Annotated in this window: 10 protein-coding genes; 5 read left to right on the top strand and 5 right to left on the bottom strand. The window is 62.7% G+C overall.

Annotated elements, in window-relative coordinates:
* Positions 1-92: 92 nt before the first annotated feature.
* The gene (locus IPM84_03115) at positions 93-389 is read right to left on the bottom strand and encodes an isoamylase early set domain-containing protein (protein MBK9091762.1); all 297 of its coding nucleotides are present in this window, start codon (positions 387-389) and stop codon (positions 93-95) included.
* A 251-nt stretch (positions 390-640) separates the two neighbouring features.
* Between IPM84_03115 and IPM84_03110 the strand changes: the two genes are divergently transcribed.
* Genes IPM84_03110 through IPM84_03095 form a run of 4 tightly spaced genes read left to right on the top strand, consistent with a single transcriptional unit; the run spans position 641 to position 3,426 of the window.
* Positions 641-1,420, top strand: a complete 780-nt coding sequence (locus tag IPM84_03110; GenBank protein ID MBK9091761.1) for a hypothetical protein — start codon at positions 641-643, stop codon at positions 1,418-1,420.
* Between the two features lie 3 nt (positions 1,421-1,423).
* Entirely contained in the window at positions 1,424-2,113 is a 690-nt protein-coding gene (locus tag IPM84_03105; protein ID MBK9091760.1) for a class I SAM-dependent methyltransferase, read from the top strand.
* Positions 2,110-2,964: an HAD family hydrolase gene (locus IPM84_03100; GenBank protein MBK9091759.1), complete on the top strand. Its 855-nt coding sequence runs from the start codon at positions 2,110-2,112 to the stop codon at positions 2,962-2,964. Before IPM84_03105 ends, IPM84_03100 begins: the two co-directional genes overlap by 4 nt.
* Positions 2,965-2,988: 24 nt before the next feature.
* Positions 2,989-3,426: an NUDIX hydrolase gene (locus IPM84_03095; protein MBK9091758.1), complete on the top strand. Its 438-nt coding sequence runs from the start codon at positions 2,989-2,991 to the stop codon at positions 3,424-3,426.
* A 4-nt stretch (positions 3,427-3,430) separates the two neighbouring features.
* On the opposite strand, the gene IPM84_03090 is transcribed toward IPM84_03095, so the two are convergent.
* Positions 3,431-4,561, bottom strand: a complete 1,131-nt coding sequence (locus IPM84_03090; protein MBK9091757.1) for a hypothetical protein — start codon at positions 4,559-4,561, stop codon at positions 3,431-3,433.
* Between the two features lie 321 nt (positions 4,562-4,882).
* Here IPM84_03090 and IPM84_03085 point away from each other — a divergent pair, with 321 nt between their 5' ends.
* Positions 4,883-7,297 (top strand): S8 family serine peptidase, encoded by a 2,415-nt coding sequence (locus tag IPM84_03085; protein ID MBK9091756.1) that lies wholly within the window; start codon positions 4,883-4,885, stop codon positions 7,295-7,297.
* Between the two features lie 6 nt (positions 7,298-7,303).
* On the opposite strand, the gene IPM84_03080 is transcribed toward IPM84_03085, so the two are convergent.
* From IPM84_03080 to IPM84_03070, 3 genes are all read right to left on the bottom strand, one after another.
* On the bottom strand, positions 7,304-11,317 hold the full coding sequence (locus IPM84_03080) for a GAF domain-containing protein (GenBank protein MBK9091755.1): 4,014 nt from the start codon (positions 11,315-11,317) through the stop codon (positions 7,304-7,306).
* 10 nt (positions 11,318-11,327) lie between these two features.
* A complete protein-coding gene (locus IPM84_03075; protein MBK9091754.1) occupies positions 11,328-12,275 on the bottom strand; it encodes a polyprenyl synthetase family protein in 948 nt (315 codons plus the stop codon).
* A gap of 144 nt (positions 12,276-12,419) precedes the next feature.
* The gene (locus IPM84_03070; GenBank protein MBK9091753.1) at positions 12,420-12,596 is read right to left on the bottom strand and encodes a hypothetical protein; all 177 of its coding nucleotides are present in this window, start codon (positions 12,594-12,596) and stop codon (positions 12,420-12,422) included.
* Between the last annotated feature and the right edge of the window lie 134 nt (positions 12,597-12,730).

Below are 12,730 nucleotides of genomic sequence, written 5' to 3'. Positions count from 1 at the left end.
CGAATGAGCACGAATTCCAGGGGCATTTCGTGTCAATTCGTGAAATTCGTGGCTGAAGATCGGGCTGATGGTATTCCTATGGCGGTGGCTGGCTAGACGGTGACGACCGAATCCTCGGCGCCGAATTCGTTGGCCGCGTAGGAATCGGCGGTCCAGTCGTTGAACCAGGCGCCGTCATCATTGCGGTAGCGGAAGCGGTAGCTGTTGCCCGCGGGCAGGCTGACGGTGGCGTACAGGGCGCCATTCTTGCGGCGCTTGAGCGGCGTCGCGGTCACATCCCAGGCGTTGAAATCACCCACCAGGGCGCCGCTGGTCAAGCCTGTCTCGGCCGGCATTTCGAACGTGACTTTGCACGTCTTGTTGTTCTTCGCATACTGTTTGATCAACATCTCGTTCTCCTATTGTTGTCATAATTTTCTTCCGTGTCACAGCCGTATTACGCGCAAACTGGGTGAGCCAGCCGCCGCTCAACCCAGTCCGGCTGATTGTACCAAACAAGCGAGATTGTGCAAAAAACCGCGGCGCTCAGGCTGCCAGAAATCCAGCCAGAAATGACGAGGAGGTTTGCTTGCACCTGCCCGCAACCTGTGCTAAACTACGCAAGTCTTAAGATTGATCCTTTCAGGCAGATACGAACTCAATGACTGAACGCGGCTTTCCAGAAAAATTCACCGTTGACCCCACCGCGCCGACCTTCACGGCCGAAAACCTGCAAACCGGCAAGGGGCTGGCCGGCGGCGACCCTTTACAGCGCCTGCAGCACGCCGGCTATTTACGCGCCCCGCTGGACAAGCCGCTCTTTCAAGTGGCTGACCTGGAGCCGAACGGCGATGGCCTGCACGAGCAGTACCGCCAGCGGCTGGCCGCCTTCCTGGCGCGCGGACCGCTGGAGATCGAGATCGGTTTTGGCGATGGCAATTTCCTGCTCGACCGCGCCCAAAAACACCCGGAGAGACAGTTCATCGGCTTCGAGCTGCGCTGGCACCTGCTGCGTCATGTGCTGAAAGCCGCCGAAACCCGGCCGCTGCCCAATCTGTGGGTTTCGGCCGACGATGCCCGCTACGCGCTGGCGCGTTCCCTGCCGCCGGCCTGCGCGTCCGTGCTGCATGTCCTCCTGCCCGATCCGTGGTGGAAGCGGCGTCACCAGTACAAGCGCATGTTCGCCGACTACAGCGTGACCCTGCTGGCGCGCGGCCTGGCGCCCGGCGGCATCATGCATGTGCGCACCGATGTGCCGGGCTACGCCGAGTTGATCGTGGAAATCGTCGGCGCCAGCGGGCTGTTCACACCGCACGATGACAGCCTGGCAGCGCACTTTCCCGATCTCGTGCCCACCACGCGCGAGGCCTGGTGCTACGAAAACGGCTTCCCCATCTTCACCTTCTATTTCCAACGCCTCGACTCCGCAGAGGCGAGCTAAACGATGGATCTTGTCACCTTCTACGACGACTACTGGCGCGACAAGCCTGACATCTTCGACCAGACCAGGCTGGACATTGTCGCCAGCTACGTGGGGCAGGGGGAGAACGTCCTGGCGGTAGATTGCGGGCCGGGGGTGCTGGCGCGCCAACTGGCCGACAAGGGCAACCGCGTCACCGGCGTTGACATGTCGCATGTGGCGGTGGGGCGGGCGCGTGAACGCGGCATCGAGGCGCACCAGGTGGACCTGGACAGCGCGCCGCTGCCCTTCGCCGCGGAGACCTTCGACACCGTCGTTTCCGATTCGGGCCTGGAGCACCGCTACTTCTTCGACAAAGCCCTCGATGAATGTGTGCGCGTGCTCAAACCGGGCGGCAGGCTGGTGCTGCTCCTGCCCAACATGGCCCACTGGCGCTGTCGTTGGTGGCTGCTGACCGGTCGCTTTCCCTACGTGCGCAACAGCCCCACCGATCTCACCCACCTGCGCTTCTTCACCCTGGCCGAAGCGCGCGGCCTGCTCAAGGCGCGGCGCGTGCGCATCGTTCGCACCGATGGCAGCGCCAGCCTGTGGGTGCCGGGGCTATACCCCTTCTTCTTGCGCTGGCCTGGCCTGCGTCAGACCTACACCTGGCTGGCCCGCCATTGGCCTTCGCTCTTTGCCCGCGACTTCATCGCCATCGGCGTCAAACAATGACCCACATTCCACACCACGAACGCAGCGTACAGGCCATTCTCTTCGACTTCGACGAGACCCTGGCGACGCTGGCCCAACCCGCGGCCGACCTGGCCGTGGCCGGTGCGAACGCGGCGGCCGCCGTTCTGCGCGGCGCCGGGCTTGATCTGCCGGATGACTTCGAAGTGCAGTGGCTCAAGGCTTTGGAGTTTGCCGCCAGCAAGTCGGTCCAGGAACAGGATGAACACACCGCCGACGACACCCTGGCCTTCCTGGTGCAGTTCTATGGCTATGTCGCATTGGATCGCAAGCTGGTGCGCCAGGCCGTGGATGCCCATTTTGCGCCCTTCATCGAAGCCAGCATCCTGTTGCCCGGCGCGCACGAGACACTGACCGCGCTGCACGCGGACGGCTACTATCTTGGGATTGTCGCCAACCACAACTGCGACCGCGCCCTGCAGCGCACGGTGCGCAAGTTGGGGCTGCACGACTTGGTGGATGTGGTCCTCACCTCGCAAACGGTGGAGCAGCGCAAGCCCAAGACCAAGCTGTTCGAGGTGGCGCTGAGCTATTGGGACGTAGCGCCTTACCAGGCCGTGGCCGTCGGCGACCGTCTCGACGAGGATGTGGCGCCGGCGCAGGACTTTGGGCTGCGCGCGGCACTCCTCACCCTGCACCCCCACCCATCCAACCAGCAGGCGGCGCGCCTGGTCATCCCCGATGCCAGCCTGACCGCCTGGGACTCATTCTTGCCGCTGCTGGCGCGCTGGCAGGCTGAAGATGCCGCGGGCGCGGACGATTTCTGGGCCGACCGCCTGCCGGCCGCGCCGCCGCCGCTAACGCCCGATTTTGACCCGACAACGCCGGCCTGAACCGGCCACCAGGAGCCAACCACCATGCAACGTGAATATCCATCCGCGCCCCTGCTGGGCGTCAGTGCGCTGATCTGGCGGCCGCAGACTGACCAGGTCCTGCTGATTCAACGGGCGCGCGAGCCGAACAAGGGGCTGTGGGCGTTACCGGGCGGGTTGGTGGAAGTTGGCGAGACGCTGGCCGCGGCCGTCGTGCGCGAGGTGTTCGAGGAAACCGGGCTTAACGTACAGGTTGGCCCGCTCGTGGCTGCGTTCGAGCCGATCCTGACCGACGAGCAGGGCCGCGTGCGCTATCATTTTGTCGTGTTGGATTACCTGGCCTTTTATCAGGGCGGCGAACCGGTCGCGGCCGATGACGCGGCCGCCATCGGTTGGTTCAGCCTGGATGAGCTGGCCGGCCTGCCCATGCTGGCCGACACACGCCAGGTCATTGCGCAGAGCTGCACCCTGACTGCAAATTAATCCCCTACAGCGATCGCGCATACTGGCGGTGCGTCTTGTAGAAATCCACGCCCAGGTCGCGCAACTCACGCTGCATGTTGTCGTTCGACACACTGATCTGCACCAGGTCGGCATGCTCGAACCCGCCCTCAACCAGGCTCTTTTGCATCTCACTGAAGAGGATGGCCATGCCGCCCAGGCCCCGGTACTTCGCCACGATGCCCGCGCCGTTGATATTCACCCATTTGCTGCGCTTGAGTTCACGCAGCAGGTCAATCCAGCCCACGGGCCACAGGTGACCGCCCGTGCGCTGCACCGCGGCCGAAACATCAGGATAGGCCAACAAAAAGCCAACCGCTTCATCCTCTTTCATCACGATCTTGACCAGGCGAGGATCGGCGTAATGCAAAATCTGATTGGCAATCGCCTGCATTTCATCCGCAGTCAACGGCACCCCGCCGCTGGTGCCGCCCAGTGCATTGTTGTACAGATCACCGAGTTGGGGCACCAGTTGCAGCAGCTCACGCCGGGTCTGAAAGCGCACGACGCGCAGCCCGCGCCGCTTCTGCACCAGTTCTGATACCTGGTGAATCTTCTCCGGAAATTTTGTGGCTGTGCTGAGGTAGCCGGAAAGCGAATCATCCAGGCGCTCGAAACCGGCCGCTTCGACCAGGGCCGGGTAATAGGCCGGATTGTAGGGGATGCCCAGGGCGGGACGGTGCTCGAAGCCTTCGACGAGCAGCCCAATACCGTCCAACGCGCTGAGGCCGCGCGGGCCTTTCATCTGCTCCAGGCCGCGGCGTCGCGCCCAGGCAAAGCCGTGTTCGAACAGGGCCAGGGCCACCGCGCGCTCATCAATACACTCGAACAGATAAAAGAACGCGCTGCGCTCGTGGTTGTAGGCATTGTAGTTGGCGTTGTCGAGCACGGCCAGGCGGCCGATGGTTTCATCATTGCGCCTCGCCAACAAGAAGATGGCGTCCGAGTGACGAAAGAAGGGGTGGCGCTCACGGTTCAACATCAACGCCGCGTCCGGCGCCAGCGGCGGCACCCACTGCGGCACATGACGATACAGGCGAAACGGCAAGCTCAGGAACTGCTGACGCCAGTAACGGCTGTCGGTGTCAATCTCCATGATGTCCAAACGGTCGGTCATGCTCGTATCCCTTTCCTGGGTAACTGGCTTGATGATTGATTCGTAAACTGAAGCAGCGGGATTGTAATGCAAGTCAGAGAGATGGGCAATTGGAGAGCGGAGATCAGAGATCAGAGACCAGAGAGCTACGTGGAGGGCGGTTGATTTGTGGTTGAAAGAGAGGAGAGAGGAGATCGAAGTTGTCTTGCGCGTCCGTGCGTCTGGTGTTACACTACTTGGGAGAGGGTGTTTGGAGTGATGAAGATTTGCGCAAGATTCGTGACGCGCTGCCGCCCGGCGCGGATTCGAACGTGCATCTGAGGAAATAAAAGGAGGTTGCCCATGCTGCAAACAGCAGTCATTTACGCTAATAAGCGCCAGCAACGCACGCTCAAGGGCCAGGTTTCGTCGGTGCTGACCACCTATGCCGATTCGATGCTGGTTGAAGTGACCGCCCAGCAGCTCGAGCGGTTGACAGACGACGGTTATTCCATCGAGGTGTTGGACGGCATTGATGAGATTGATGTCGGCGGGGAGATCATTGATACCTCTGTCTCCCCGCCGTCCATCTCGACCGCGGCCGTTGGCACACGCGGCGTATCAGCGATGGACGCGGTGCCGCACCATTACCTGGTGCAGTTCATCGGCCCCATCAAGGATGAGTGGCTGCAAGCCGTGGCCGAGGCGGGCGGCACCTTGCGTGAACCGCTGCCCTCGTATGCCTACGTGGTCGAGCTGTCCGAGGACGCGTACGAAACCGTACACCGTCTTGATTTTGTGCGCTGGATCGGCTATTACGAGCCTAGCCTACGGGTATCGCCCGACCTGCGCGAGAGCCTGGCGGAGCCGGTACGCCGCGGTGTGGGGCCGCAGGGACATGACGCCGCCACGGCCACCAGGGCGTTCAGGGGGACGGTCGTGGCCGAGCCGCCGGTGTCGGAGCCGCTCATCAGCACGTTCACCGTGAGCTTCTTTACGCCAGAATTGCTGCAAGCTGCGCTGCCGATCATCGAGGCCCTGGGGGGCAACCTGGGTGAAACGCCTGACGCCACCACGCACGTGATCAGCGTTTCGTTTGCACCGGGCACGACCGATCTGCAGGGGAAGGTGCTGGCCCTGGCCAGTATCCATGGCGTCAAATCGGTGGATCAGTTCTTGCTGCGACAGGTGCGTAACAACGTGGCCGTCCGCCTGATGCACGTGGTGGAGGTGGCGCCGCCGCACGCGCCGGGGTTGACCGGCAAAGGCGAGATCGTCGGCGTTGCCGACACCGGGCTTGATTCCGGGGAACCGGACAACATCCACCCCGATTTCGCCGGTCGCGTGGCTGCCATTCAGAGCTGGCCCATCTCGGCCGACTACAACAGCGTGATTCTGAACAAGGACGGTAATGATGGCCCGGCCGATCTCGATTCGGGGCACGGCACGCACGTGGCCGGTTCCATCCTCGGTTCCGGCGCGGCCTCGGCCAGCGACACTGAACTGATCCGCGGTGTTGCCCCCGAGGCAACCCTGGTCTTTCAGGCTATCGAACAGGGTCTGGAGTGGACGCCCGCCTACCGTCGGGCCTTTCAACAGCGCTACGGAAGGGCCCCCGCCCCTTTTGGACTCGCCGGACTGCCGGCTGACCTCTACGCCTTCTTCAACAAAGCTTACGAGGCTGGTGTCCGGATTCACAACAACAGTTGGGGCGGCGGCGCCTACGGCGCGTATGACAACTTCTCGGAAGCGCTCGACCGCTTCGTCTGGGAGCACAAAGATTTCGTGGTAGTCGTCGCAGCCGGCAATGATGGCGCCGACGCCGATCGCGATGGCAGGGTTGACCCGGGCAGCATTACGCCGCCGGCAACTGCCAAAAACTGCATCGCCGTGGGCGCGGCCGAAAGCACACGCAGCGGGTTGGGCTACCAGGCCACCTGGGGTCAGTTGTGGCCCGGTTACTATCCGCACGATCCGATCTGCCAGGACGGAACCAGCGATCACGAGGATGACGTAGCCGCGTTCAGCAGCCGCGGCCCCACCCGCGATGGACGCATCAAGCCAGATGTGATTGCACCCGGCACCAATATCGTCTCCACCCGCTCCCATCTGCTGGACGGCAACCACGGCTGGGGCGACTATCCGCCACTGCCGCACGATTACATGGTGAATGGCGGGACCAGCATGGCGACGCCGCTCACGACCGGCGCGCTGGCCTTACTGCGCCAATTTCTGCGCCAGCAGGGGCGCCGCAATCCCAGCGCGGCCCTGCTCAAAGCCCTACTGCTGCACGGCGCTGACTACCGCCCCTACCGCTACGGAACGCCCGCGGAGGGCACGCCCTATGATTTCGAACAGGGTTGGGGCCATGTGCATGTGACGAACTGTGTGCAACCGCCAGCCCCGCGCGTCATCAGTATGTACGAACGCACCCGCGGCCTGACCACGGGCCGTTCGGTGCGCCTGGCAGCCGTCGTCGCTGACAGCAGCCAGCCGCTCAAGGTGACGCTCGCCTGGAGCGACTACCCTGGTTCGGCCGGTCAAACCGCGAGCCTGGTGAACGACCTCGATCTGATTGTCACCTCGCCAAGCGGCCAAAACTATCATGGCAATCAGTTCACGGCCCCCTTCAACCGCGGCTTCGACCGCAAGAACAACGTGGAGATGGTGCTGCTCGCACAGCCGGCGCCTGGCCGCCACCTGATCACCGTGCGCGCCTACAACGTGGCCCGCGGTCCGCAGGACTTTGCGCTGGTCTGGTCGGGCGCGCTGGGCTGAGTGCGCTCAGCCCGCTGGCTGGTAGGCAGGCACGATGAACCAGAAGGAACTCCCGGCGCCCAATTGACTCTCGACCCCCACCACCCCGCCATGCGCGACCACGATCCGCTTGGCAATGGCCAGCCCCAGGCCGGTGCCGCCAAAGCGCCGCGTCTTGGTGCTGTCCACCTGGTAAAACCGCTCCCAGATGCGCGTCTGCTGGTCGGCCGCGATGCCGATGCCCTGGTCTTGGATTGTGACCTTGATGCCCGCCTGTGCGTCGTCGTCGCCCAGGCGGGCCAGCGCTGGCGCGGCCGTCACCCGGATGATGCCGCCGTTGGGGCTGAACTTGATGGCGTTAGCAAGCAAGTTATCGAGCACCTCGCCCAAGCGATCGGCGTCACCCAGAACCGGGGGCAAGTTCGGGGCGACCATCACTTCCATCTCGATGCCATGACTGAGCGCGGTCATGCGCGCGCTTTCGCCGCACGTCTGCACCAGGTCGGCCAGGTCAACCGGCTGCGGCTGGCGCGGCTCCATCTCCGCCTGCTGCATACTGATGATGTCGTTCACCAGACGCACCGTAGCGGCGGCGCGATCAGACACGATCGAGAGCGCCTCGCGCTGCTGCGGGTTGAGTGTACCCATCACGTCTTCCAACAGCAGGTCCACATAGCCGCACACGAAGGTCAAGGGCGTGCGCAGTTCGTGCGAAACCGTTTGCACGAACTCGTCTTTCAGGCGGTCGAGCTGCTTGAGCTCGGCATAGGCCACGGCCAATTTCTCGGCGCGCAAACGGGCATCCTCATACAGGCGGGCATTGACGATGGCCACAGCCACCTGGCCGGACAGCAGACTCACCACGCGCTGATCGTCCAGATTGAATGCACGCCCCGTATCGGTGTTGAAGATCGTCAGGACACCCAAAAATTCACTACCCCAGGTCAATGGCACGCCCAGGACCGAGCTAACAGGCACATCGGCAAAGGGTGTACTGCTGAAGTTGGCGTGATAGTCATTGGTCATGATGATCTGGTTGGACGCCAGGACGGCGCCGGCCAATCCTTCATGGCGCTGTAAACGCGTCCCAGAAAAATCGCCTGGCCAGGACGCCGGCTGCTGTGACACGCGTAACTCAAGCTGATCAAGCTCAGGCAAATAGATGTAAAGCCCCCCGCCCTGCGCATCCACCAGGGCAATGACCTGGGCCACGATGGTTTGCAAGAGCTGATGCAAATTGAGATTGCTCGCCAGCGCCAGCTCCACCTGACGCAGGGATTCGAACTCGCGCACGCGGCGCAGCGCGGTGGCGTGGAGCTGCGCGTTGTCCACGGCCACTGCAGCCTGGTCGGCCAGCATGGTGAGCAGCTGCTGATCCTGGCTGGCGATCGTCTGGCGGTCAAAAAAAGCGGTGGTGAAGACACCGAGGGCGCGGCCGGCCCGCATCAACGGGACGCCGGCAATAGACTGGGGCACAGTCGCTCGGTCGGCCCAATCGGCATAGAGTGGATGGTGATCGGCATGATCCACGACCACCGGCGCGGCCCCGCGCACGACCTGGTAGCTGAGGCCATGCGGCCGCAGGGTCGTCGTCACCGGGGTGCGGCGGCCATCCTGCCACAGGGCATGGCCAAAGGTAAAGCGATCCTGCGCCTGGTCGTACAGAAAGATGTGAATGTTGCCCGGTCGCATCAGAGCCATCGCGGCCGCCGCGATGGTGTCTAACACCTGTTTCAGGTCGAGGCTGCTGGCCATGTGCAGGCTGATCTCGCGCAGCAGCTCCAACTGCTGCACCTGGCGTGCCACGGTGTCGAACAAGCCAGCGTTGGTGATGGCAATGGCCAGTTGATTGGCCAGAATCAAGAGCAGATCGAGGTCATTGGTGGTCAACTGACCGGGCGCCGCGGACTCGACATTGATGACGCCCACCACCTGGTCGGCGCTGCGCACCGGAACGGCAATCTCCGAGACCAACGTGGGCGACTCACGCTGGAAATCGTGATCCAGGCTTACATCTTGCACAAACTGGGGTTGCCCGCTGCGCACGGCCCGCGCCATCACCCCGGTCGTCAGCGGCAGCTCCTGGATCAGGTGCTGCGGGTCATACCCCACCTGGTATTGCAGATGCAGACGCTCGCCCTCGGCACGATAGATGCTGACGAAGCTGTAACCGAAGACCTGCGCCAGCGTCTCGACCGTGCGCTTGTAAACCTCCTGCGGCTGCAGCGAGCTGGCCACCACGCTGCTGACCGAGTGCAGCGCCTTCAGATCTTGCGCAAAACGCCGGCTCTCCGAGAGTAGACTGGCGGTGTGCAACGCCATGCCCACCTGGTTGCCCAGGGTAGTCAGCAGATCAATGTCCTTCTGCGGGTAGAAATCGTCGGGGTGTCTCTCCCCCAACAACCAGATACCGCGACGCCTTTCCCCAATCGCCAGCGTCACTGCCAGCCTGACCCAACCCAGAACCTGCACTGATTCAGTGGCTTCACGGAAGCGGTAACGCCCCGCGTCGGCCAACACATCGTCCAGGGTGGACAGCGACCACTGGCCAGGCACGGCGACATTCTCGGCATAGACGAGTTCGACATTGACGTTGCTCTGCGCGGGCGGCCCATCGCGCGGGATGGCAACCAGGGCCGATTGGCGGATCAGGAGGCTGGGCATCACTTCGCGCACCAGCAGTTGTACCAAATCCTCAGGCGTCAGCGCCTGGGGGATGCGATTGGCGAAGGCGCGAATCAGATCGTCCGGGTCATGGGCAGTGCCGTAGGCCAGACGATCCACGAGGCGTACAAAACGCTGGCGCAGCGGCAAGGCCGCGATGACAAAAATGGCCGAGAAGACGAGGTAGGCCAGCAGGGCATTGGTGCTGAGGCGCAGCCAGCGCCCCAGGATCGAAAAGATGAACAGAAACGCCGTGCCGTACAGCGAAATGAAGCTGTAGGTGCTCAAGAGCCGGTTGGCGCGAAACTCCAGGGTGCCCAGGCGATGCTTGTAGGCAGCATAGGTGTAGAACAGGGGCAGCACCGGCAAAACCAGCGTGGCAAACGCCACAACGTTGACAGCCGGCGAATTGACATCAATCAAGATGGGAATCACCCACAGGATCAGGCCAGGGCCAAACGCCAGGGCCACACCGGCCAACATGAGGCGCGCGGCCACCCGGTCCGAAGGCGACATGGGATTGAGCAGGCGATAGATGATGAGAGCCAGGCTGGCCAGCACCGCCAGGGCATCGCCCACGATGTACGCGCGCGGAGGCGGCCAGGCCCACAGCTCGCACACGGCCAGGATCACAGGGATAAGATAAAACGGCGTCAGGGAAATCTGTGTACGCAGGCGCGGTAATGGGTTGGGCACGTGGAGATGCAGATGGACAAAAACGGGTATCATGAGCCATCCCGCCATGCGCACGACATAGGCCGAGCCGGCGAGATGCGTGTTCGAGGTAAAGCCGGCTACCAGCCAGGTAGCAATCAGGTAGTTGAAGAGTACCAACAGGCCCCAGCGCGCGTCACGCGGACGCAGGAAGAGCATGACGACAGTGCCAGCCAGCCAGAAAGGCAGCATGAACAGCAGATTGAACAGCACGATGTTCCAGACCTGGCCGGAAGTTCCAGGCATCTGCCAGTTGATCTGCACCGTCTGACCGTCCCGCTCCAGAATGACCGGCACCGGGTCGCCGGCTCGGTAGGCTCCAAACGGTACCAGCGCACGGTCGTTCGTGTACGCGGCATAGGTCAAGTCGCCAATTCGGAGCAAACGATCGCCGGGCAGCACCTGGAGTTGGTTTTGGCGGCACCAGTCGCGGGCGGGATCGCAGTCGTCGGTATCCAGCACAACCCAATCGTAGGTCAAGCTCAGGCCGGGATAGTGACCCAGCAAAGGATAGGCAAAGGTGTAGAGTAAGCAAATGCCCAGCATGGCCAGGGCCACAAACGCCAACGAGCCATCCAGCCGTAGGCCGGCGGCCGCTTGCCTGGCCCGCTGCGGGAGACTCCTGGGCGCCACGTGTGGTGCAGAATCAGAGCCTCGATCCACGATACACTCCCTAGATCATCAATTCGGGAGGGACTTCAAGCCCAAGCTGCTGCAACAGCGTACTCAGAGGAGCCATCTGCGCCGTCAGCGCCTGTTGAATCGGCTCGGGGTGGGGCAGATGCAGGTCAGCCAGGCGCTGCCGCGCGGCCTGATAACGCATCACCGCCTGGTACATGGCGTAGCTGACAGCGCCGCTGTCAATGAGGAGTTGTTGCGCCTGCCGCAAACTTGCCGGCTCAGCCACGCGTGACAGGAGATCCACAAAATACGCGCGCCCTTCATGCGGGGCCGACCGGGCATAGAGGATCAGCAGGTTGTTGCGCCCCTGTGTCCAGTCAGGCCCAGCCGGAACCTGCAAGGCATCTTCCAGGTCATCGAACAACTGCACGATCTCGCCCAGTTGCACGCCAATGGCATAGAGGGCGGTGACCACGTCAGGACTGGCGCCGCCGAGTTGGGCGCCCACCTGCAGGGCAGCGCCGTAGAACGGTGTGCTCTTCGCCTCGACGACCTTCCAATAGTCATCTTCGCCCTGGAAATTCTGCACATCGAGCCACTGGCCGTATGCCGTCTTCAGGGCCAGGGCCGCCAGGCTGCCCTGCACCGCCGCACGGAGCGACGCGCTGATGGGCGCCAGGTCAATCACACGGAAGGCCGCGGCTTGGAAGGCCAACGCCAGGTTAGCCGCCTGGCCGACGCCGATCCGCTGATGCTCGCCGCGAGGGTCTTCGTCCAGGAGATCATCGGCCAGAATGATGCTGATCTGCGTACAGGCAATGGCCGCCACGCCCGGCAGCGCGTCATCTTCCCCGCCGCCGACCGCCTGACAACCCAACACAGGCAGCAGCCAATCCATGCGCACCTTGTCGGCCGTGCGCGTCAAAATGGTTGCCATCTGCGGCCAGGCCGCAATCTCCGGAATGGCCAACAACAAACCCATGATGTGATCGTTCGTCATACGGCGCCTCCAGGCGAGCGGCTATGGAGTACAGGGCGCAGCACAGCTAACAAAACCATAGCGTGTGGGATACCCCACACGCTATGGTCTTATGAAATGGTTTGGCGCGCCACCCAGTAGTCCGGTTCGGCGGACCAACAAGGATCAGAGGTTCCACCCAGTCCACACGTAATATGGGCTGACACCCTTGGAGCTGCGCAGCGCAATGCGCTCCGGCCCCTGCACGATCTTCACCTGGCGCAGAGTAGCCATCAGTGGGCTATCCGGCTTGGATGACGTCATCATCGCATGAAAACGGTCAATTGACATCTGGCTGTGCATGATCTCTTGACTCCTTTCGTATGGAACATCGGACATCGGACATCGAACACGAGCGGCCACATGACCGCACTTGAGGTAGGGCAATATCATAATAACCGGTAAATCCATTTTTGTCAAAGATCAAAAAACGGGCG

It is taken from the genome of Candidatus Amarolinea dominans, assembly GCA_016719785.1.
GTDB classification, from domain to species: domain Bacteria; phylum Chloroflexota; class Anaerolineae; order SSC4; family Amarolineaceae; genus Amarolinea; species Amarolinea dominans.
Note: the sequence above shows the minus strand (reverse complement) of the source record. Positions and strands in the feature narration are given on the sequence as shown.

Bases quoted from the DNA above. Each gene is read 5' to 3' on its own strand.
- IPM84_03100 (MBK9091759.1), top strand. From the start codon at position 2,110: ATGACCCACATTCCACACCACGAACGCAGCGTACAGGCCATTCTCTTC.
- IPM84_03110 (MBK9091761.1), top strand. From the start codon at position 641: ATGACTGAACGCGGCTTTCCAGAAAAATTCACCGTTGACCCCACCGCG.
- IPM84_03105 (MBK9091760.1), top strand. From the start codon at position 1,424: ATGGATCTTGTCACCTTCTACGACGACTACTGGCGCGACAAGCCTGAC.
- IPM84_03095 (MBK9091758.1), top strand. From the start codon at position 2,989: ATGCAACGTGAATATCCATCCGCGCCCCTGCTGGGCGTCAGTGCGCTG.
- IPM84_03070 (MBK9091753.1), bottom strand. From the start codon at position 12,596: ATGCACAGCCAGATGTCAATTGACCGTTTTCATGCGATGATGACGTCA.
- IPM84_03115 (MBK9091762.1), bottom strand. From the start codon at position 389: ATGTTGATCAAACAGTATGCGAAGAACAACAAGACGTGCAAAGTCACG.
- IPM84_03075 (MBK9091754.1), bottom strand. From the start codon at position 12,275: ATGACGAACGATCACATCATGGGTTTGTTGTTGGCCATTCCGGAGATT.
- IPM84_03085 (MBK9091756.1), top strand. From the start codon at position 4,883: ATGCTGCAAACAGCAGTCATTTACGCTAATAAGCGCCAGCAACGCACG.
- IPM84_03090 (MBK9091757.1), bottom strand. From the start codon at position 4,561: ATGACCGACCGTTTGGACATCATGGAGATTGACACCGACAGCCGTTAC.